Origin of the sequence: Staphylococcus gallinarum, assembly GCF_000875895.1 — a bacterium.
Classification (GTDB): domain Bacteria; phylum Bacillota; class Bacilli; order Staphylococcales; family Staphylococcaceae; genus Staphylococcus; species Staphylococcus gallinarum.
On the sequence record NZ_JXCF01000003.1, the window covers coordinates 234,444 to 255,291 of the forward strand.

22 protein-coding genes are annotated in these 20,848 nt (G+C 32.7%); 13 read left to right on the plus strand and 9 right to left on the minus strand.

Going from position 1 to position 20,848, the window contains the following annotated elements:
- Positions 1–159 precede the first annotated feature (159 nt).
- The gene (locus SH09_RS03080) at positions 160–1,575 is read right to left on the minus strand and encodes an aminotransferase-like domain-containing protein (RefSeq protein ID WP_042738153.1); all 1,416 of its coding nucleotides are present in this window, start codon (positions 1,573–1,575) and stop codon (positions 160–162) included.
- A gap of 162 nt (positions 1,576–1,737) precedes the next feature.
- On the opposite strand from SH09_RS03080, the gene SH09_RS03085 reads away from it, so the two are divergent.
- Positions 1,738–2,355 carry a LysE/ArgO family amino acid transporter gene (locus SH09_RS03085; RefSeq protein ID WP_042738154.1) on the plus strand — a complete coding sequence of 206 codons (618 nt, stop codon included), beginning with the start codon at positions 1,738–1,740 and terminating at the stop codon, positions 2,353–2,355.
- 233 nt (positions 2,356–2,588) lie between these two features.
- On the opposite strand, the gene SH09_RS03090 is transcribed toward SH09_RS03085, so the two are convergent.
- The 4 genes from SH09_RS03090 to SH09_RS03105 all read right to left on the minus strand — a co-directional run bounded on the left by SH09_RS03090 (position 2,589) and on the right by SH09_RS03105 (position 5,408).
- The gene (locus SH09_RS03090) at positions 2,589–3,155 is read right to left on the minus strand and encodes an LOG family protein (RefSeq protein WP_042738155.1); all 567 of its coding nucleotides are present in this window, start codon (positions 3,153–3,155) and stop codon (positions 2,589–2,591) included.
- Between the two features lie 18 nt (positions 3,156–3,173).
- The gene (locus tag SH09_RS03095; RefSeq protein WP_042738156.1) at positions 3,174–3,623 is read right to left on the minus strand and encodes a YaiI/YqxD family protein; all 450 of its coding nucleotides are present in this window, start codon (positions 3,621–3,623) and stop codon (positions 3,174–3,176) included.
- Positions 3,624–3,627: 4 nt separating this feature from the next.
- Positions 3,628–4,329, minus strand: coding sequence for a hypothetical protein (locus SH09_RS03100; protein ID WP_042738157.1), 702 nt, complete (start codon positions 4,327–4,329; stop codon positions 3,628–3,630).
- A gap of 203 nt (positions 4,330–4,532) precedes the next feature.
- Positions 4,533–5,408 carry an undecaprenyl-diphosphate phosphatase gene (locus SH09_RS03105; protein ID WP_042738158.1) on the minus strand — a complete coding sequence of 292 codons (876 nt, stop codon included), beginning with the start codon at positions 5,406–5,408 and terminating at the stop codon, positions 4,533–4,535.
- 278 nt (positions 5,409–5,686) lie between these two features.
- Here SH09_RS03105 and SH09_RS03110 point away from each other — a divergent pair, with 278 nt between their 5' ends.
- Both SH09_RS03110 and cydC read left to right on the plus strand, forming a co-directional pair.
- Positions 5,687–7,318 (plus strand): ABC transporter ATP-binding protein/permease, encoded by a 1,632-nt coding sequence (locus SH09_RS03110; RefSeq protein WP_042738159.1) that lies wholly within the window; start codon positions 5,687–5,689, stop codon positions 7,316–7,318.
- Positions 7,315–8,988, plus strand: a complete 1,674-nt coding sequence (cydC, locus tag SH09_RS03115; RefSeq protein ID WP_042738160.1) for a thiol reductant ABC exporter subunit CydC — start codon at positions 7,315–7,317, stop codon at positions 8,986–8,988. The genes SH09_RS03110 and cydC overlap by 4 nt, the downstream gene beginning before the upstream one ends.
- An 87-nt stretch (positions 8,989–9,075) precedes the next feature.
- Here cydC and mgrA read toward each other — a convergent pair whose 3' ends face one another.
- Positions 9,076–9,519: a global transcriptional regulator MgrA gene (mgrA, locus tag SH09_RS03120; RefSeq protein ID WP_042738161.1), complete on the minus strand. Its 444-nt coding sequence runs from the start codon at positions 9,517–9,519 to the stop codon at positions 9,076–9,078.
- 222 nt (positions 9,520–9,741) lie between these two features.
- Between mgrA and SH09_RS03125 the strand changes: the two genes are divergently transcribed.
- The 5 genes from SH09_RS03125 to mdh all read left to right on the plus strand — a co-directional run bounded on the left by SH09_RS03125 (position 9,742) and on the right by mdh (position 13,673).
- Positions 9,742–10,674, plus strand: coding sequence for a CobW family GTP-binding protein (locus SH09_RS03125; RefSeq protein WP_042738162.1), 933 nt, complete (start codon positions 9,742–9,744; stop codon positions 10,672–10,674).
- 27 nt (positions 10,675–10,701) lie between these two features.
- Positions 10,702–11,610, plus strand: coding sequence for an aldo/keto reductase (locus SH09_RS03130; protein WP_042738163.1), 909 nt, complete (start codon positions 10,702–10,704; stop codon positions 11,608–11,610).
- A gap of 25 nt (positions 11,611–11,635) precedes the next feature.
- Complete coding sequence (locus SH09_RS03135; RefSeq protein ID WP_042738164.1) at positions 11,636–11,935, plus strand: hypothetical protein; 300 nt, start codon at positions 11,636–11,638, stop codon at positions 11,933–11,935.
- A 76-nt stretch (positions 11,936–12,011) separates the two neighbouring features.
- Positions 12,012–12,623, plus strand: a complete 612-nt coding sequence (locus tag SH09_RS03140) for a DedA family protein (protein ID WP_042738165.1) — start codon at positions 12,012–12,014, stop codon at positions 12,621–12,623.
- Positions 12,624–12,734: 111 nt separating this feature from the next.
- Positions 12,735–13,673: a malate dehydrogenase gene (gene mdh / locus SH09_RS03145; RefSeq protein ID WP_042738166.1), complete on the plus strand. Its 939-nt coding sequence runs from the start codon at positions 12,735–12,737 to the stop codon at positions 13,671–13,673.
- A gap of 215 nt (positions 13,674–13,888) precedes the next feature.
- On the opposite strand, the gene SH09_RS03150 is transcribed toward mdh, so the two are convergent.
- The 3 genes from SH09_RS03150 to SH09_RS03160 form a co-directional block, all read right to left on the minus strand.
- Positions 13,889–14,164 carry a hypothetical protein gene (locus SH09_RS03150; protein WP_042738167.1) on the minus strand — a complete coding sequence of 92 codons (276 nt, stop codon included), beginning with the start codon at positions 14,162–14,164 and terminating at the stop codon, positions 13,889–13,891.
- Positions 14,161–14,778 (minus strand): DUF1361 domain-containing protein, encoded by a 618-nt coding sequence (locus SH09_RS03155; RefSeq protein ID WP_042738168.1) that lies wholly within the window; start codon positions 14,776–14,778, stop codon positions 14,161–14,163. Before SH09_RS03155 ends, SH09_RS03150 begins: the two co-directional genes overlap by 4 nt.
- A 463-nt stretch (positions 14,779–15,241) precedes the next feature.
- Entirely contained in the window at positions 15,242–15,661 is a 420-nt protein-coding gene (locus tag SH09_RS03160; RefSeq protein WP_042738169.1) for a PPC domain-containing DNA-binding protein, read from the minus strand.
- 322 nt (positions 15,662–15,983) lie between these two features.
- Here SH09_RS03160 and norA point away from each other — a divergent pair, with 322 nt between their 5' ends.
- The 5 genes from norA to pfkB all read left to right on the plus strand — a co-directional run bounded on the left by norA (position 15,984) and on the right by pfkB (position 20,847).
- Positions 15,984–17,144: a multidrug efflux MFS transporter NorA gene (gene norA, locus SH09_RS03165; RefSeq protein WP_042738170.1), complete on the plus strand. Its 1,161-nt coding sequence runs from the start codon at positions 15,984–15,986 to the stop codon at positions 17,142–17,144.
- Positions 17,145–17,510: 366 nt separating this feature from the next.
- Positions 17,511–18,287, plus strand: coding sequence for a hypothetical protein (locus SH09_RS03170; RefSeq protein ID WP_306669273.1), 777 nt, complete (start codon positions 17,511–17,513; stop codon positions 18,285–18,287).
- Between the two features lie 205 nt (positions 18,288–18,492).
- A complete protein-coding gene (gene ybaK / locus SH09_RS03175) occupies positions 18,493–18,948 on the plus strand; it encodes a Cys-tRNA(Pro) deacylase (RefSeq protein WP_107512575.1) in 456 nt (151 codons plus the stop codon).
- A gap of 217 nt (positions 18,949–19,165) precedes the next feature.
- On the plus strand, positions 19,166–19,927 hold the full coding sequence (locus tag SH09_RS03180; RefSeq protein WP_229366984.1) for a DeoR/GlpR family DNA-binding transcription regulator: 762 nt from the start codon (positions 19,166–19,168) through the stop codon (positions 19,925–19,927).
- Positions 19,924–20,847, plus strand: coding sequence for a 1-phosphofructokinase (gene pfkB, locus SH09_RS03185; RefSeq protein WP_042738173.1), 924 nt, complete (start codon positions 19,924–19,926; stop codon positions 20,845–20,847). Before SH09_RS03180 ends, pfkB begins: the two co-directional genes overlap by 4 nt.
- The last annotated feature ends 1 nt before the right edge of the window (position 20,848 follow it).

Here is a 20,848-nt window from a genome sequence, read left to right on the forward strand (position 1 = left end):
AGTGGAAACAATTTAAAATCAAATGTTTTTAATAAGTTATTAATGAATAAATAATGCAACAGGCTGAGATATGTTTAGTTTAATATCTCAGCCTGTTATTTTGATGTTTATTGCGCTGTTAAACAAAGGATAGGAGTAAGAAATGAATGAATAAGTTTGTTACTGTAATTGAATAATCAATTGACTTAGTTGTTTTAATGCGTTGTCTATGTCTGATACATCTATATAGGAATATGAGAATCTGATAGCGCGATTGGCTTGTTCACTATAGATTTCACCTGGGTTGATCAATATGTGATGACTGATGGCTAAATCGAAAAGTGCTTTCATATCAATCGGATGATAGAGCTCAAACCAAATGTAAAACGAACCTTCAGGAATATGCCATGTTCCTAAATTTGAAAAATAACTTGTTAATGATTGTAAGAATTGGTCTCTTTTTATTAATAATTCATGCTTTAATTTTTGAATATGCCATTGGTGATACTGTGGATTTGTAAGCCATTGTGTAGCAATATATTGAGAAATTGAGCTTGCTCCATAATCATTTTGCATTTTTAAATCTGCTAAGTGTGAAACTACAGTTGATTTACCAATAATCCAACCTATTCTTAGTCCAGGGCTTACAGATTTTGATAGACTACCTAAATAAAGAATGTTGTCGTTATGATCTAGTGACTTTAATGGGCGTGGTCTAGGCCTATTAAAGTAGAGCTCGCCATATACGTCATCTTCAACAATTGGAATACCATGTAGTTGGCATTGGTGAACGATTTTTTTGCGTTCTTCTATACTATAGCTATGTTGTGTCGGATTATGACAGGTGGGGATAGTATAGAATAGACTATGTCTAAAACGTTGTGAATGATTAAATATATGATTGATATTACGTTTAATTGTTGAAATTGGTAGTGACTTTAATTCAGCATGTATATTGTGCCATGTTCGAATGGAATGAATATATGAAGGCGATTCAATAATGATATGTGATTGTGGTACCAGTAAACCATCAGCAATTAATTTCAATCCTTGTAATGCCCCTGAAGTAATGCATATTTGATCTACCGTGCAGTCAATTCCCCATTGTTTCACATGCTCGACAATAGCGCTTCTTAAACTCAAACTCCCTAACGGGTATTCATAATTTGATGTTAATGGAATATCATTACTCTGTGCTAGTATTTCTTTGAATTGTTGGTTAGGGATTAAACTTGGACTTAACTCTCCGGTACTGAGCCTATATAAATCTGAACGAAATTCTAATTCATTGATTCGTTGTATAAAATACTGATTATTTTTAGAAGTACTGTGACTCATATAAGTTTGCCATTGAATATTATCTTTGATATAAGTATTCCATTTGTTATCGGCAATAAATAATCCTTTTCTTGGTTTACTTTCAATAGTGCCATAGCTTTGTAATATATCCAAAGCTTGTATCACAGTTGAGCGATTCACTTGATACATTGTGGCTAGTTCACGTTGAGTTGGTAATTTCATACCAGCTTCAAGTGAGCCATTTTGAATTTGGAGAAGGATATCATCGATAATTTGTTGGTATTTTGCTTTTCCCATTAGCAAACGACTCCTCATGATTGGTTGGGTTATAAATTATGTCGTGGTTGGTCAAAATATTTGAATTTTATTATAGCATAATGATTATAGATTTATATTAATTCTTACGATTATGGGTTGTGCCATAGCATGTTAAGAGAAGCTAATTTGGAGGGACGTTCGTTGATAGAAGCTATTATACATGGATTTATTTTAGCGCTAGGCTTAATCCTACCATTAGGAGCACAGAATATTTTTATTTTTAACCAGGGTGCCAACTATAATGGTTTGAAAAGTGTCGCGCCAGTTATTATTGCGGCAGGGTGTTGTGATACGTTTCTTATACTATTAGCAGTATTAGGTGTGTCGCTAATCTTTTATTCGCTACCAATGTTACAAGTAATCATATATGTAATTGGGTTAGTATTTTTACTATATATGGCTTGGACATTATGGAATGAACAAGTTGGAAAGGTGTCTCAACAGTCGGCATTGTCAGTCAAAAAACAAATTACTTTTGCAATGTCAGTTTCTCTATTAAATCCACACGCTGTTATGGACACAGTAGGTGTAATAGGGACCAATGCAACACTGTATCATGGTGAGGATAAGGTGGCATTTACTATTGCTACTATATTGGTTTCATGGATATGGTTTGTCTTGCTTGCAATATTGGGAAAAACTTTACATCACATAGATAAGAGAGGCAAATGGATTGTAATACTTAATAAAATATCAAGTATTATTATCTTAGTTGTGGTATTTATTATTATTAAACAACTTATTCAATTATTTAAATAAGCGGTTAATGTTTGACGTGAAACTTTAATAATAAGGTTTAAAAGGCAAAACATTCACCAGACGGTAATATGATTTGAAAATATGTAATAAAAAATGCTATTCCTCTCATAACGTAGAGAAGAATAGCATTTTTATTGTATATGAAAACTATTACTTTAGGATGGAACAGAGTGCTTTGGTAAGCAATTAACAAAGATGAAAGTAAATATAATACGTTTTAATGATAGTGACAATTAGTCATATGTTCTAATACCTAATGGTTGGTAGGTATTAATTGTTTCAAATAGCTGTTCGGGCGTTTCGCACAATGGGGCCAGTGATTTATATTTATCATCGATAAAACCTTCCTCAATCATATGATGAATCATAGTATTTAATGGGTCATAGAAATGATTGATATTATAAATTGCGATTGGTTTTTCATGAATACCTATTTGTGCCCAACTATACATTTCGAAAAACTCTTCTAATGATCCAGCACCACCTGGAGCCATAACGAAGGCATCTGCAAGCTCTGCCATTTTATACTTTCGTTCATGCATTGAATCAACTAGTATAAGTTCTGTTAGTTTTTGACTAGTGATTTCTCGTTCATTTAACATGTTAGGCATAACACCGATAGCGCGTCCACCATGGTCTAACACACCATCTTGAATTGCGCCCATAATACCAACAGAACCAGCGCCAAACACAAGTTCATAGCCTTGTTCTGCCATACTTTTACCTAATTGATATGCTTCTTTCATATATGTTTCATTGTTTCCTTTACTTGCACCACAATAAACAGCAATGCGTTTCATATTCATATCCTCCTTTGTTTATAACAATTCTTGAATTAATGTTATAAATTTTGACTCAAAAACTTTAATATCTTGATTTGTAAAGGGAGCAGGTCCTTTTGTCCGACCGCCACTTTTTCGAAATTGTGCGCTGACATGGCGCTGTTCTAATAATGTATTAATATTTTGTGCATCATAACGAAATCCTTTGTGGTGGAGTACAGTATGTACCTTGTTGATTAGTAAACTGGCTAAACCATAGTCTTGTGTAATCACAATGTCATTTGATTTGGCGAGTTGCACAATACGATAATCAACGGCGTCTGGTCCATCATCAACATATTTAGTATCTACATGAGCAGGCTGTATTACAGTAGAAAAGTGACTAAAACTACGTACTATTATAACAAAAATGCCTGTCCCTTTGGTCAATTCAATAACTGAATTGGTTACAGGACAAGCATCTCCATCTATTATGACTCGTGTCATGAAATTATTTGCCTTTTTCTTCGTTGTTTTGTTTTACGACACTTTTTGCAACGTAGTTTTTATATTTTTTAAATTCAGCTAATCTAGCTTTTTTATTCTGCTCTTGTTCTTTTTCTTCTTGTTTATGGCGTTTATCAATATTTTTTTGTAGAATTTTATCTAATTTATTGATATCTTTACGGTTATCTTTTTCTAACTTCTCGCCTTTTTTCTCTGTAGTAGCGTCAAGCTTTCCAGGTGTAAGACCAACTTTTTCCATATGTTTGTTGGCTTTTTTCATGTCTTTAATACGTTGCTTTTTGTTTTCTTCGCGTAATTTATCTTCTTGTTTATGACGCTTTTCGATGTTTTTTTGTAAAATTTTATCCATTTTACTAGCTTCTTTACGATTTTCTTTAGCTAATTTCTCGCCTTTTTTCTCGATATAAGCAGGGTCATGTTCTTTAGCAATACGCTTTAATTCACGTTTTTGATCTCTGTCATGTTTTTTCTCTACGACATAGTCTTTTGCAGTAGATGATTTATCAACAACTGCATCTTTAAATTGAACTGATTTACCTGCTACTGTTTTTGAAACACTTACAGTTTTATCTGTAGCCTTTTTAACATCTGGATGATCTTTTATTTTTTTTCGCTCAACAATTAGAGGTACTAAAAACACAGGAGCTACTGTGATGATTGTTTTGATTAATTGTTTTTTGTCCATACTCGTTGCCTCCATTTAATTTATACTATCTTCATATTACCCTATGATACATGAAAATAAACTGTAATTACAGTTTTATAAAAGGCTTATTAAAAATAAATAAATAGCGCGCTACGCATTTAAATCCTCGAGATATATGCTCTTGGTGCAAAAAAAGATTGGGCACATGCGACGCATGTGTCCAATCTTAAAGTATGTTGTAATTATGCATTTGTGATGCCTTGTCCAATACCAAAACCAAAGTAAAGAATTGCAATGATAATAACTAAAATAATTCGGTAAATTGCAAATGGAATCAGCTTTACTTTACTGATTAAGAATAGGAACGTCTTAATTGCGATTAAACCAACTATAAATGCAGCTAAGAAACCTAAAATATAGAATCCGATATCACTGATGTGAATATATTCCATATTTTTGACTAAAGATAGTGCACTTGCTGCTAGCATAACTGGGACAGCCATAATAAATGTAAAATCAGAGGCTGCTTTATGGTTCATCTTCATTAATACCCCAGTTGAAATTGTTGACCCTGATCTACTGAAACCTGGCCACATCGCTACAGCTTGTGATAAGCCAATGACAAAGGCTTGGAAGTAGTTGATTTGGTCTACAGTTTTAGGGTTAGTAACTTTTTTGCTATAGATGTCTGCAACTATCATGTAAATTGCACCTATAAACAACCCAATCATAACTGTTGGAACACTAAATAAATATTTTTCAATTACGTCATCAAATAATACGCCTAAAATACCTGCAGGAATCATACCTACTAAGATATGTAATAAATTCAAACGTTTAGGCTTTTGGCCAATACCGTCGATGGGTTCTGATTTATATTTACCAATGTGTAACATTTCAAAATAACGTTCTCTGAATACCCATGCACCGGCAAAAACAGAGCCGAGTTGAATTACAATTTTAAAAGTGAAAGCGGACTGAGAGCCGAGGAACTCACTTGATTTCAACCACATGTCATCAATTAATATCATATGACCTGTAGATGAAACAGGGGCAAATTCAGTTAAGCCTTCTACAATACCTAAGATAATACCTTTTATTAATTCAAGTATTAACATATTTTACCTACTTTCTGTCTTTTTGTTCAATAATATGGTGCTGTTCATTTTTTAATCATAGCATAACAAAAATATGATTTACCACATATATCTGTGAATTTAAGAGAAAGATTAAATTGTAGTAATATTCTATATATTGATGGGTATTTTAACTATTAATATTAAAAAATATAAATATGACAGAAATATGAAACCACCATAAATTTTCCACTAAAATTTAATGCGAATTAATTCAACTTTCATAGAATAAGTTTATAATATGTGACAGGTGATATTTTGTGAAAAGATTAACAAATATGGTTTTACAATATAAAATTTATCCAATACTAATGTTTATATTTAGTATTTTATTAGCAATTACGGTTGTAATACAGAATGTTTCAATCGCAGAAATATTGAATAGGTTACTGCTAAAAACAAATCAAGATGTCGTCGTCATAATCACGATTACATTATTTATATTATTAGCTAGAGCGACCTTCAATACATTAAATCAACTCATGGGTGATAGATTAGCTCAGGTTGTTAAATATGATCTGCGACAACAATTAATATCAAAACAATCTGTAGCACCAATTGGCGCACAATTAAATACATTAACTCAAAATATCGACGGAATAACATCGTTTTTTAATGGTTATTTGCCACAAGTATTTAAATCTATGATGATTCCAATCTTTATTATTGTGGCGATGTGCTTTATCCATTTAAATACTGCATTAATAATGATTGTTACCGCACCATTTATTCCTTTGTTTTACATCATTTTCGGTTTAAAAACGCGGGATGAATCTAAAGATAAAATGATGTATCTAAATCAATTTAGCCAACAATTTTTGAATAAGGTGAAGGGATTAATTACATTAAAACTGTTTAATAAAACATCAGTAACTGAACAAGAATTATATAATGAGAGTACAACTTTCAGAGATCTAACTATGAAAATATTAAAAAGTGCTTTTTTATCAGGTTTAATGTTGGAATTTATTAGTATGTTAGGTATCGGCTTAGTTGCATTAGAGGCTGGTTTAGGACTTATTCTATTTCATAATATTGATTTTAAGACAGCAGCGATAGCAATAATCTTAGCTCCTGAATTTTATAATGCAATCAAAGATTTAGGTCAATCCTTCCATACAGGAAAGCAGAGTGAAGGTGCCAGTGACGCAGTGTTTGAATTACTTGATCAATCTACTGTACCAGAGGAAAGACAATATAACGTCAATATCAATCAAATCCCACTTGTACAATTACGTAATGTTACTTATCGATACAAAGATGCGACACAAAATGCATTAAATAACATTAATCTTGATATCAATGAAGGTGATAATATTGCTTTAGTTGGGTCAAGCGGTGCAGGTAAATCAACATTAGCACAAGTTATCGCTCAACGATTTCGACCAATAGAGGGTAGTGTCTCCTTTAAATATAAAGATTTAAAGATTGGCTTTCTAAGTCAATCACCCTATATATTTAGTAGCTCAATTAAAGAAAATATTGCTATGTTTGATGATGTACCGGATGAGACAATTATTAAAGTGCTAGATGATGTAGGACTTAAGCAACAGGTTCTAGCATTGAAAAATGGTATTCATGCGGTGATAGGTGAAGGTGGAGAAATGTTATCAGGTGGACAAATGAGACGTATTGAACTTGCACGAATCTTATTACTGAGACCTGATTTATTGATCTTTGATGAGCCAGCGACGGGGCTTGATGTTAAGACAGAACATATTATTCAAGAGGTCTTGCTCACATCATTCCGGAAAACAACAATGATTACTATTGCACATCGTGCCCATACGATTAAAAATGCGAATAAATGTATTGAGATGAACAATGGTTGTGTGCAATCACAACGCACAACGCAACCTGTTCAATCATACAAGGATGGTGAAAGACGATGAAACCCCATATTAAATTTAAAGCAGATAGAGACTTAATACTTTCAATCGTCGTAGGTGTGGTAGGTAGTCTTGTAGCGCTAGGAATGTTCTTTTTAAGTGGATATATGGTTACCCAAAGTGCACTGGGGGCACCGTTATTTGCATTAATGGTACTCATTGTATCGGTGAAAATGTTTGGATTTTTACGTGCCATTGCGCGTTATATTGAACGTTTATTGTCACACCGGACTACATTTACAATGTTACGTAATGTAAGAGTTCAATTTTTTAAAAAATTGATTCCAGTGGTGCCAGATATTTATCGGAAATATAATTCAAGTGATTTAATTTCAAAAATGGTAGATCGGGTAGAAGCATTACAAAATATCTATCTAAGAGTGTATTATCCGCCTATTGTAATAGGTATAACAGCAATAGTTGCTGGAATTGTAATGATTTATTTTTCGTATATACATGCAATAATCATATGTTTAAGTATGCTATTAACATTACTAGTTATTCCATGGTTAAGTGGTAAACGTGCCCGTCAGTTGAAAATAAAGGTGGATCGTGAACAAAGTGCCTTACTCAGTACATTTTATGATTATAAAGAAGGTTATGAAGAACTCGTGCGATTCAACCAAGTAGACCAATTTAAAACGGGATTACTACAAAAGTTAACTACATTTAAACAGGCTCAGGCGAGAGAGCAAAATTTCTTGACGCTATATGAGTATAGTTTGAATATTGTCTCCATGATCGCATTATTTGGAACTTTAGCTTTAGGGGCCTTTCAAGTTCAGCACCACGAATTAGATGTCGTGTATTTGACGAGTATTGTTTTAATGATGTTAACGTTATTTGAACAAGCGATACCAATGAGTAATGTTGCCTACTATAAAGCAGATACGGATGAATCACTAGCGAGTTTAAATGAAGTGATTGCACACCCAGTTAAGCAAGGTACACATGCGTTAGACCAGTCTGAGCAACAACCTTTGCTTGAACTTGAAAATGTAGCCTTTAAATATTGGAATCAATCACAAAACGTGCTGGAAAATATAAATTTAACAATCCATGAAGGTGAACAAATAGCGGTAATAGGACCGTCTGGTTCTGGTAAGAGTACGCTACTACAATTGATGCTAGGACTTTATCAAAGTGAGACTGGACAACTGAAGCTAAAGGGACAAGACATAATTGAGGTCGAAGATCAGTCCAAATATCAATATATAAATGCATTATTACAAGCTCAACAATTATTTGACGGTACTGTCAGAGAAAATTTGTTTACGGACAAAGATGATAAGTCAATTCGACAAGTATTTAATGATTTAGGATTACAACATATTGAATTAGATAGAGAAATAACATTAAGTGGAAACACTTTATCTGGAGGAGAAATACAGAGATTAGGCTTAGCAAGATTATTGTTGAAACAGGCTACGTTATGGATATTAGATGAACCAACGACTGCATTAGATATTACGCATACAGATGCAATCATGGAAAAGATTCATACAGTGGCAGAAACATTAATCGTGGCTACGCATGATTTAAGATTGTTACCACACTTCGATAAAATTATTGTTATGATAGAAGGTCATATTGTAGAATCTGGAGATTATCATACACTGATAGCTAATAAAGGTTACTTATATCAAATGTTACAAATCAATAGAAATGAATAAAAAAAGAGGGCTCAAATACGTTTGTGTTTGAGCTCTCAATATTACAAAATTTATAATTTGATTGTTTGACTTTAACTTAAGAAAAAATTATTTTGCTTTTTCTTCAGTAAAAGCATTAATTACTTTACTTAATAGGCGATTTAATTCATCTGACTCATCTGAGCTTAATGACGATGCCACAGCGACGTCTTGGCATGCAGTGTCTAACTCAGGACGAATTTCTTCGCTCTTCTCAGTTAAGTGAATAAATACTTCTCTTTGGTCTACTTCAGAACGTTCACGCTTAATTAAATCAACCTGTTCCATTCTTTTAAGTAGTGGTGATACAGTACCTGTATCAAGTGCCAACTCTGTTACGACCTTTTTAACATTTACGGGTGACTCAGACCATAAAATTGTTAAAACTAAAAATTGTGGGTAAGTAAGTTTGTATTTCTTAAAGACATTGTTTGAGTAGTAGCGATTTACTTGTCTTTGAGCATTATACAAACTGAAACAAAGTTGTTCCTTTAAATTAAGTTCTTCAGACATAAAGTTCTCCTCCAGACATTCTATCCGTTTTGTTCTCTCTGTATCGGACTGAATCCGTCTAATGTTGTGCGATACTACCTCCTGAATACTTTTGTGCTTTGCCATGCTAAAATAAAACCTGTACAAAAATTCGGAAGTCTTTTAATATTGTATCAAATAAAGACCTAATTATATAAGTATTTAAACTCTTATGCAAACATTTATTGGAAATGAGTGATAATTTTGAAAAATATTAAAAATCGAAAAATTTCTATCACAATCTTAACGGGGTTTCTAGGTAGTGGGAAAACTACATTTTTAAATAAATATGTAAGTTACCTATTAAACAACCAAGAAAAGCCACAAGTTATTGTTAATGAATACGGGAATTTAGATGTTGATAGCTATGCGCTCGGTAATCAAGTAGAGGTCGCATCTATATTAAATGGTTGCGTATGCTGTGATTCGCAACTAGATTTAATAAAACAATTAAAACATTTTATTAACGAAAGTGCAATGCACCATATAATAATTGAAGCAACTGGCATTGCCCATCCCATAGAAATTATAGCTGCATGTCAAGATCCAGAAATTGCTGAATATACTGATGTGCCTACTGTTATCGGCTTAGTTGATGGGCCACAATTTTTAAAAAGAAAGTTGTATACAAATAATACAAAAGATTTAATGGAAGAACAGTTAAAAGTGTGTCACGCAATTATTGTTAACAAAATGGATTTAATTGACAATGAAGCAAAAGAAAATTTGAAAGTATTAAAAGAGTTAAATCCTCATGCTGCAATTACATACACAACATATACAGAATGTGATATTGAGGAACTACTTAATGAGGCAAATATTGCCACACCATCAATGACTGGAGTTAAATATGGACATCATCATGGTATTAATAGTTTAGTTTATACCTTTACTAGTCCGATTGATAGACAACTATTTTATCAATTTATTTTACGGTTGCCTGATAATGTTCTAAGATTAAAGGGATATGTTAAGTTTCGAGATGCACCGATGGATACTTATGAATTTCAATATGCAAATGGATTGCCAGATTACCATGTTATTGATGAGGCAATGGAATTAAAGATTGTATTAATTGGCGAACAACTTGACATCAATCGATTACGCAATAAATTAGACGGATTACAATTCACATAATTAAAAAGGTAGAGGTGTGGTGCAATTATGGAAAAAGTTAAAATTAATCAACACGTATCTTTCTCTAAACTCATACAAGGATTTTGGAGGGCGAAAGACTGGAATTGGACGGCGCAAGAATTAAATAGATATATCAACGAATTACATGATAGAGGAATCACTACAATGGATCATGCCGATATTTATGGCAATTATAGTTGTGAAGGTATCTTTGGAGAGGCGTTAAAGTTATCACCGCAATTGCGTGAACAGTTAGAAATAGTGTCGAAATGTGGCATTGTTTTGCCGACAGACCGCATACCAAATGCAGATGGTCATCGCTATGATCACAGTAGTCAACATATTAAACGTTCAGTTGAACGCTCTCTTCAAGAGTTGAACGTGGAATATTTAGATTCACTACTCATCCATAGGCCATCACCATTAATGGATCCTGAAGAAATTACAGACGCGTTAAAGGTGTTGGTTACGGAAGGTAAGGTCAAGTCCTTTGGTGTGTCGAACTTTAACAAATCTCAATATGATTTAATAAATCGTAGTTTGGTTTGCGACAAACTACATATTACTGTCAATCAATTGGAGGTTTCACCATATACCTTAGATGCGCTTGATGATGGTATTATCAACCATATGTTTAAAGATGATGTTAAAATAATGGCATGGAGTCCTATGGCTGGTGGTAAATTGTTTGATCCGAAAGACGAAAGGTCACAACGCATCATGACTGTAATAACACCATTAACAGAAAAATATAATGTATCTACAAATAGTATTATTGTGGCTTGGTTAAATAAGCATCCTGCATCTATTATGCCAGTATTAGGTACACATAATATTAATAGAATAGATGAAGCAATAGATGGCTTTGGATTAACATTGACGGATCAAGAATGGTTTGATATTTATACGGCATCTTTAGGACATGACATAGCGTAATTTATTTGTAAGAGGAGTAAAAGTAATGAATAACCAAAATGAAACACATCGTAGAAAGCAACTTAAATTTGAACGTAACTTTATTAATATTCCATTTTTAGCATTTGCATTAATTATTGCGATATTAAATCTAAGCTTTCCGGATATAAATATAATGATGACATTATTTGGATTATTTTTCTTATATAATGGCGGCATTTTGTTCGTATCATTTATAAAACATTATAAACGAACTACAATTTTGTCATTAATATTAACCATCTTATCATTAACATTATTCGGTTTATCACTTTATTTATACGCAGCAGCAAACAATTTAATATAATATTTTCTATTTTAGCTAGGCTAAGAATTGGGAATTATAATCATAAAATAGATAATACGATTATAGGGGGAAATGAATGGAAGTCTGGATTACACACTTTATGGAGAAATTTGGTTATTGGGGAATCGCGTTTCTAATCTTTTTAGAAAATGTGTTTCCACCAATTCCTTCAGAAATTATATTAACCTTTGGTGGATTTATGACTACGAAATCTGATTTGAGTTTTCTTGGCGTTACTATCACATCAACGATTGGCTCAGTGTTAGGTGCTATTGTATTATATGGTATCGGCGCTTGGATAGGTGAACGAAATCTATATCGTTTTGTTAATCGCTATGGGAAAATATTACGTGTAAAGACCCAAGATTTAGATAAAACAATTGGTTGGTTTGAAAAGTATGGCTATTGGACGATATTTTTCTGTCGTTTTGTACCATTATTAAGAAGTTTGATTTCAATTCCAGCAGGCTTAACAAGAATGAACATGCCATTATTTATTATTTTTACCACGATAGGTACTCTGATTTGGAATATTGTATTAATTTATTTAGGGCAAGCTGTCGGTGGTAATTGGCATACGATTGTACATTATATGGATATATATTCACGTATTATCTATATCATTTTAGCTATTCTAATCATTTTCGTTATTTGGAAATGGTTAAAACGTTCTAAAAAGAATAAGTAAAGCTGATAAACCTAGTTAACTAAAATGAATCACTATTTTATTTGTGCTGAGACAATATATTTATTTCTGATGTTATAATAAAGATAATAAATTAATGATTGAAGGGATATTATGGCAAATAGAAAGGTTTCAATTATAGGAGCAGGTAATACAGGAGCAACATTGGCGTTCATTATCGCACAGCAAGAACTTGCAGATGTTGTAATGATTGACCGACCACACAACGAAGGTCAAGTTAAAGGTAAAGCTTTAGACATTTTAGAAAGTAGTCCTGTTTATGGCTTTGATGTTGATGTGAAAGGCTCTATCGATTATGCAGATACTGCAGATTCTGACATCGTGGTAATTACTGCAGGGGTTCCACGAAAGCCTGGAATGAGTAGAGATGACTTAGTTCAAGTAAATGAATCCGTCATGCATGATGTTACAACAAATATTGTTAAATATTCACCTGATTGTACAATCATTGTCTTGACTAATCCGGTTGATGCGATGACATATTCAGTAATAAAGGCATCTGGGTTCCCTAAATCACGAGTGATTGGTCAATCTGGAATCTTAGATACAGCAAGATATCAGACATTTATTGCGGAGGCACTTAATGTATCTGTAAAGGATATTAGAGGCTTGGTCTTAGGTGGTCATGGTGACACAATGGTACCTTTAGTAGATTCAACAAATGTCAACGGCATACCTTTAAGTAAGATGTTGGATAGTGATACAATTAAAAAAATTGTTGAACGTACTAGAAAGGGAGGAGCAGAAATTGTTGAATTATTAGGCAATGGTTCAGCATATTATGCACCTGCTTCAGCAATTTATAGTATGATTGCGGCAATTTTAAAGGATCAAAAGAGATTATTACCAAGTATTGCACTATTAGAAGGTGAATATGGTTTTACTGATATTTGTTTAGGCGTTCCAACTATTTTAGGAGCAAATGGAATTGAACAAGTTGTCGAGTTACAATTATCAGAAGATGAACAACAACAATTGCAAATTTCAGCTGATTCGGTGACTGAAGTAAAACAATCATTAACAAATAAATAAAAGACTACTATTAATAATAGTTATTTATAAAGCGTTTGGAACATAAACACCCAGCATTAAGCCCATCAAAGAACAAAAATCTTTGATGGGCTTGTTATTTATATCAATATTCCGTATTGTTATTGCTTGTTTATCTTGGGGGGGCGAGCCTTGCTCTCGACATTCACCTTACGCCCTTAGGTGTCTCGCAAGCAATACGAAGTTCATATATGTTATTACATTTTAAATAAACAGATATAGACTGCTACATATTCGAAAAAGGTTAAGATATACATATATTTTAGTCTTAACTTGGCTTGTATTGGAACATCCCATTTATGATATCGGCGTTCATAGTAGAAGAGTTGTAAATAAAATAGACCAATACCAAGGGGAAAGCACATTAAGATAATACTTTTTTTGTAACTAAAGCCAATATCATGTAACAAATGACCAATGATAAGTTGAGCGATAATTAATACAATCACTAGGAGTATAATATTAAACGTCATTTGATAGCTCGCACTCCTTTCGCGAATGAAAATAATAAGACTTGTAGCACGACTAATAATAGAATAAAACCAAATGCATTTATATCAGTGCGTAATACGACCTCTTTAAATATTCGCATCGGTTCATTAATCAGATACACGGAATGTAATCTTAAAAAGCGACCGATAAATATCCCGAATCCATTTAAGAACATCATTATGACAATCAGCACATAATTTAACCATTTGTAATGTGTGAATCGTTCCATTTCTAAAAACATAATAGTTAAGAGGTATAGCGCAAATATGACTGCTGATACAAGAAAAGTAAAATACGCCCATTCAATTAGTATCAAGCCCTGATAAAAATTAAATGAAAATTGATTTAAATGTATTAGGTCTGTAACCATGTACAATGTGTTCGGGACCATCAATAAGAAAATAAGTGAAAAAATAATAAAAAGTGGCCATTCAAATTTAAATTTGGGTTTAAATAAATTGAGTAACAAACAAAGCTCAAATGGTACATAGGCTAGAAATAAGTTGAGTGTCATAAATTTATAAAAACTATTAAAGAATATAGATACAATCATTAAAATAAGAAAAACAGTTCTAGCAATATAACGTGCGCGCATATTCACACCTACCTTTTAATTATATTAAATAATAAATTTTAAAATATTTAACCTCGGGAGTATTGCACGTAATTCCCAGAGATAATAAAAAAATGTAGTTCCACATTTTTGAAATACAAATATACATAATACAAGTTGTAAAAATAAAAATCAATAATTGCTAATTTTTTGCAGTAGTAATGTAGAAATATAATTAAGGTTAATGTGCAATCGATTGTGTGATATTAATACGTGGTATAAGTGGTGTAAGTGTATAAAGCACTAAATATCAAAAATCTCATGTAAAGAAGAAAGAGCCTAGGACAATAGTATTGAATGTATTCAGAAAATCGTGTGCAGTAATTAATCTGTATATAGTTCTGCTAAACTCCAAGTTAAATAGCAACATAATTACTGTCGATGATCAAGTACATAACAATACACTTTGTCATAAGCTCTTGAGTTAATCGATATATGATTTTTTCTATAAATTGAGTAGGTTAAGACCTATTTCATCATTGAACTTTCGGTTAATATCTAAATTTGTCATTGTGATAACAATTTCTGCTGTAGCAGAAACAGTTGCTTTCGATAAGTGACCACTATAAGTTTCATATTTGTTCGTGCCAAACGTCGCATGTAGATGTGCAAACGGTTGATCATCAATATGTGAAATGTTACCTAATAAGCTTGTTAATTCTAAAGGCTCTTGTATCAGTTTTTTCTCATAAGTTTTAGTTTCTAGATTATAGAAGTTTAATTCGACTTCAGAACAAGCGCCAATACCGCTCACAGTTCCAAATTTTCCATTTTTGTCACGAGCGATATCCGTTACTGCTTCTACGATATCTTCTCCTTGTTCTAACACTAGTACGATTGTATTATTATCTTCTTGATATACCATTCTCAATCACCGTCCTATCACTCTTTACCCATTATTATATACTGTAATAACGCATATTTCATAATTTACAGTAAAAAATAAAATTCTTCTATTGTGTTTTATAGTCTATATGTTATAGAATGTTCTAATATTATGTTTGCGACAATTATATAGGGAATAGGGTATAAGGTATTTATAGTTTAAAAAATGTGAGTTAATAAAATTTTATCTTAATTAAAAATTATAGTCTTTATTTGTTAAATAGGTTAAACATCTGTGAACTTCAATTTGAAAATGTAAATCGTACTTACTCTATCCAAAGCAATAGAATGGAGGGAGCCATGTGAATAAGCAATTTGTAATTTTATATTTTAATATTTTTCTAGTCTTTTTAGGTATTGGCTTAATTGTACCGGTACTACCAGTTTATCTTAAAGACTTAGGGCTTAATGGTAGTGATCTTGGAGTGCTAGTAGCAGCATTTGCACTTGCTCAAATGGTCATATCGCCTTTTGGAGGGACGTTAGCAGATAAACTTGGTAAAAAGTTAATCATTTGTATTGGATTGGCACTATTTGCGATATCTGAATTTTTATTTGCGGTAAGTCATTCATTTAGTTTGCTAATTATTTCAAGAATATTAGGTGGATTTAGTGCAGGGATGGTTATGCCTGGTGTAACAGGTATGATTGCCGACATTTCACCAGGAAAAGACAAAGCCAAAAATTTTGGCTATATGTCTGCAATTATTAACTCTGGCTTTATTTTAGGACCTGGGCTAGGTGGATTTTTAGCAGAATTCTCACATAGATTACCATTCTTTGTTGCAGGTGGTAGTGGCTGTTTAGCCTTGGTATTATCTGTGATATTAATTAAAAATCCTAAGAATGAAACGCAAGATGGTTTTACAAAATATCAGCCAGAATTATTGTCTAAAATTAATTGGAAAGTGTTTATAACACCTATTGTTCTAACTTTGGTATTAGCATTTGGTCTATCAGCATTTGAGACATTGTTCCCGTTATATACTGCTGATAAAGCACATTATTCACCATTAGATATTTCATTTGCAATTACAGGTGGAGGCATCTTTGGTGCTATCTTCCAAGTATTTTTCTTCGATAAATTCATGAAATACTTTAAAGAATTGACATTTATCACATATGCACTGATATATTCAGCGTTAATTTTACTTGGATTGACTCTAGTGCATAGCTATTGGTCAATTATGATTATCAGTTTTGTTGTATTTATTGGTTTTGACATGATACGTCCAGCAATTACAAATTATTTTTCAAATATTGCAGCAGATCGTCAAGGATTTGCTGGTGGTCTCAACTCAACGTTTACAAGTATGGGGAACTTTATTGGTCCACTTGTAGCTGGAGGACTATATGATGTAAACTATGAATTTCCATTATATATGGCAGTATTGGTTATGCTATTAGGTATTTTTGTGATTTTTGTAGAAAAGTCTATCAGAAAGAAGTTTAATAAGGCTTAAAACTAAAAATGAACAATTAAACAATATGCTATTTAAATTATAGGCAGAGAATGATTAGGATAACTCAATTCTAATCATTCTCTTTTTTATTAGTTCAATTAGTCAATGAGTTCATAACGGTTTAAACACTGTTTTTATATGGGAGTAAAATGAGAAACAATTGCAGATATAGTAGAGATCAATAGCTGAATATTGGATTTAGTGGAGTGAAGTAAACATGACAATTGTATTAAATTGAATCATATTGCGTAATACTATTGTTACAGATATTACATTTGTTTTAAATTGTGGTCTATATAAGTTTTTTGTTAATTTTATGTGCTAATATGTAGAGAAATGTTAAAAGAAATGTGGGTATCTATATAAATGAGTATGAAAAATATAACTTTGGCTTTGTCAGCGATGGTATTAGCTAGTTGCTTAGTCTTGTTGTTATTTTTAGCAACACATCAAAATGCATTAGTTAAAGTGCATGAAAAGATTTCAAGTTATTCAGGTGTTGAAAGTGTGGTTGAAGCTAAAGATAAATCAAAGCAAGCACATAAACAAGATAAAGCGCAGAACGATAAGCATGAGGGAATTATTGAAGCATCAATGAAAAAGGATGAAAACGAAAAGCCGCATAACGCCAAGAATTTTGTTCCGATTGCACAGAATTCTACACATAACTTAGAAAATAATGCAGTTGGAAAAGCTAATTTACCTGAATTTAGTAAAGCCTTAGCTATTGCACAAAAAAAGGTGAATAACGATAATCATAGTAATAACCAATATAATGATTATGGTATAGATAGCACGTGTCAAGGTGTATACTATTATATTTTCACCTTTAAAAATGACAAGAATCCAGGATCTTATTATAGAGTCACTGTTAATACCCACAGTAATGCAGAAATCTTTGATAAATCATACCGAGTAACAGATAACCCATCACAAAATGCACCATGTATATCACCACAAGAATCTGAAGTCATAGCCCAAAAGTATGCAGCAGATCATTTAGGTGCGAATGCGAGCCTTAAACAAGTTAAGGAAGCTAAAGAGGGCATGTATTATACATTCATAGACTCTAAAACAGAAAATGAATGCAGAGTAGTTATTACTAAGGCGGGAGATGTTATTCAACAACCTGCACTAAAATAAACATCGAAACTGACTATACTACAGTCGCGTATGAATTGATTGTAGTCTAATAGTCAGTTATTTTTTTAGCGTTATTGATTTTTGAAATAAATTATAATAGGTAAAGCAAGCGATTAGCTAGTTTAATCATAATAAGAGGCGTACAATTGATTTAAAGAGAAGTAGATGAGGTGTATTTAACGTGAAATCCAAAAAAACAAATGCAATGCGGATGCTTGATCGTAATCATATAGACTATAAAGTTAACAACTATCCTGTTACTGAAGCACATATGGACGGTACTCGTGTAGCGCAACTCGTCGGAGTGAGTGTAGATGAGGTATTTAAGACCTTAGTATTAGAAAATGCACAACACGAGCATTTTGTATTTATCATTCCTGTTAATGCAACTTTAAATATGAAACTAGCAGCAAAGTCAGTAAAGGAAAAGAAACTTCATTTAATGCCACTTGATGATTTGAAGCGGGTGACTGGTTATGTGCGAGGTGGTTGTTCGCCAATAGGAATGAAAAAACTTTTCCCAACAGTCATAGATAGTCAGTCTGAACGATTAGACGCTGTTTATGTAAGTGGTGGTGAGAGAGGTACCCAAATTCAGATTAAAGTAACAGATTTAATAACACAAACTAAAGCACAAGTTACCTCAATTATTGAAAGTTAGCTGATTAACATTATATACAATGAAGTTACAGAGATGTATAAACGAGTAAAGTATTTGATCGTTTGTGCATCTTTTTTTGTTGTTTTCGAAATGAATGGGCAAAAAGTGACAAAAAGTTGAAAAATTTCAGAAATAATGATTGTTTTTGATTGTTTTTGATAAAATGTGATTGAAAAAAGAAAGCGGAAACATTATAATATCTTTGAGATGAGGTGAAATGATGATTACGGAAAAACGCCATGAGTTAATTTTGACTGAACTGTCAAAAAAAGACTTTCTAACGTTACAGGAATTGATTGATAGAACTGAATGTAGTGCTTCAACAATTAGAAGAGATTTATCTAAACTTCAGCAACTAGGTAAACTGAAAAGAGTTCATGGTGGCGCAACACTCAACCAATCATCTCTATTAGAACCTAATTTAGCAGATAAGCGCAGTACTAACCATAGAGAAAAGCAAGAAATAGGAAGATTAGCAGCACAGCAAATTGAAGATAATGATTGTATCTATTTAGATGCTGGTTCGACAACACTGGAAATGATTCCGTATATACAAGCGCAAGATATTATTGTTGTGACAAATGGTTTAACCCATGTTGAAGAGCTGTTAAAGCAAGGTATACGTACATTGATTATTGGTGGAGAAGTGAAATCTACGACATTTGCAACTGTCGGAGTTAGCGCGGTTGAAACACTGGATCGTTATCGCTTTGATAAGGCATTTCTCGGTATGAATGGTATTGATTTGAAATATGGATTGACGACTCCAGATGACCAAGAAGCCATTATTAAGAATAAAGCGATGGGCTTAGCAACACGAAATTTTGTGTTAGTAGACCATTCAAAATTTAACAAAGTGTATTTTGCACATGTGCCACTCTCTGATGAAGTGACATTAGTTACATCTAAGAAAGCAATAGAAGGTACGACGTTTCAATATTTTTCAGAAAAATACAATTTTATCGGGGGAACATTATGATTTACACAGTAACTTTTAACCCTTCTATCGATTATATAATGTTTGCACAAGGTTTCGAACTAGATGGTTTAAACCGTGCTACAGAAACATATAAATTTGCAGGAGGAAAGGGAATTAATGTATCAAGAGTATTAAAGACTTTAGACGTTTCGTCAACTGCATTAGGCTTTGCAGGAGGATTTCCTGGACAGTTTATCGAAGATACATTAGAGCAAGCAGATATTGCAACTCATTTTGTAAAGGTAGACGAGGATACCAGAATCAATGTGAAATTAAAGACTGGGAAAGAAACAGAAATTAATGCACCAGGACCTACTATTTCAGAGACTCAATTTTCAGATTTATTACAGCAAATAGAATCAACGACTCCCCAAGACACAGTTATCGTTGCGGGTAGCATTCCAAAAAGTGTACCAGCGGATGCTTATGAACAAATTGCAAAGATTACTAGTGAAACAGGTGCAAAGCTTGTAGTAGATGCTGAGAAAGATTTAGTAGAAAGTGTGTTGAAGTATAATCCGCTATTTATCAAGCCGAACAAAGATGAATTAGAGGTTATGTTTAATACAGAGATTACAACTGATAAACAAGTGATTAAGTATGCACATGAAATTTTAAATAAGGGTGCAGTGTCAGTCATTATTTCACTTGGTGGAGATGGAGCGATTTATGTTGATCGCAAACAAAGCTTTAAAGCTATTGTCCCAAATGGCCAAGTTATTAATACTGTTGGTTCAGGTGATAGCACAGTGGCAGGTATGGTTGCCGGTTTAGAAAATGGATTATCTGTGGGAGAAGCATTTAAACAAGCAGTATCAGCAGGGACTGCAACAGCGTTTAGCGAAGATTTAGCGACGCGTGATGCTATATCAGACATCCAGTCACAAGTTGAAATTAAGACACTAGATGGGAGTGTATAAC

What these genes read in the sequence shown, in the direction of transcription:
- ybaK (WP_107512575.1), top strand. Translation starts at nt 18,493, where the DNA reads ATGCGGATGCTTGATCGTAATCATATAGACTATAAAGTTAACAACTAT.
- mdh (WP_042738166.1), top strand. Translation starts at nt 12,735, where the DNA reads ATGGCAAATAGAAAGGTTTCAATTATAGGAGCAGGTAATACAGGAGCA.
- SH09_RS03135 (WP_042738164.1), top strand. Translation starts at nt 11,636, where the DNA reads ATGAATAACCAAAATGAAACACATCGTAGAAAGCAACTTAAATTTGAA.
- mgrA (WP_042738161.1), bottom strand. Translation starts at nt 9,519, where the DNA reads ATGTCTGAAGAACTTAATTTAAAGGAACAACTTTGTTTCAGTTTGTAT.
- SH09_RS03155 (WP_042738168.1), bottom strand. Translation starts at nt 14,778, where the DNA reads ATGCGCGCACGTTATATTGCTAGAACTGTTTTTCTTATTTTAATGATT.
- SH09_RS03080 (WP_042738153.1), bottom strand. Translation starts at nt 1,575, where the DNA reads ATGGGAAAAGCAAAATACCAACAAATTATCGATGATATCCTTCTCCAA.
- SH09_RS03090 (WP_042738155.1), bottom strand. Translation starts at nt 3,155, where the DNA reads ATGAAACGCATTGCTGTTTATTGTGGTGCAAGTAAAGGAAACAATGAA.
- SH09_RS03140 (WP_042738165.1), top strand. Translation starts at nt 12,012, where the DNA reads ATGGAAGTCTGGATTACACACTTTATGGAGAAATTTGGTTATTGGGGA.
- SH09_RS03180 (WP_229366984.1), top strand. Translation starts at nt 19,166, where the DNA reads ATGATGATTACGGAAAAACGCCATGAGTTAATTTTGACTGAACTGTCA.
- SH09_RS03130 (WP_042738163.1), top strand. Translation starts at nt 10,702, where the DNA reads ATGGAAAAAGTTAAAATTAATCAACACGTATCTTTCTCTAAACTCATA.
- SH09_RS03095 (WP_042738156.1), bottom strand. Translation starts at nt 3,623, where the DNA reads ATGACACGAGTCATAATAGATGGAGATGCTTGTCCTGTAACCAATTCA.
- SH09_RS03150 (WP_042738167.1), bottom strand. Translation starts at nt 14,164, where the DNA reads ATGACGTTTAATATTATACTCCTAGTGATTGTATTAATTATCGCTCAA.
- pfkB (WP_042738173.1), top strand. Translation starts at nt 19,924, where the DNA reads ATGATTTACACAGTAACTTTTAACCCTTCTATCGATTATATAATGTTT.
- SH09_RS03170 (WP_306669273.1), top strand. Translation starts at nt 17,511, where the DNA reads ATGAGTATGAAAAATATAACTTTGGCTTTGTCAGCGATGGTATTAGCT.
- SH09_RS03100 (WP_042738157.1), bottom strand. Translation starts at nt 4,329, where the DNA reads ATGGACAAAAAACAATTAATCAAAACAATCATCACAGTAGCTCCTGTG.
- SH09_RS03105 (WP_042738158.1), bottom strand. Translation starts at nt 5,408, where the DNA reads ATGTTAATACTTGAATTAATAAAAGGTATTATCTTAGGTATTGTAGAA.
- SH09_RS03160 (WP_042738169.1), bottom strand. Translation starts at nt 15,661, where the DNA reads ATGGTATATCAAGAAGATAATAATACAATCGTACTAGTGTTAGAACAA.
- cydC (WP_042738160.1), top strand. Translation starts at nt 7,315, where the DNA reads ATGAAACCCCATATTAAATTTAAAGCAGATAGAGACTTAATACTTTCA.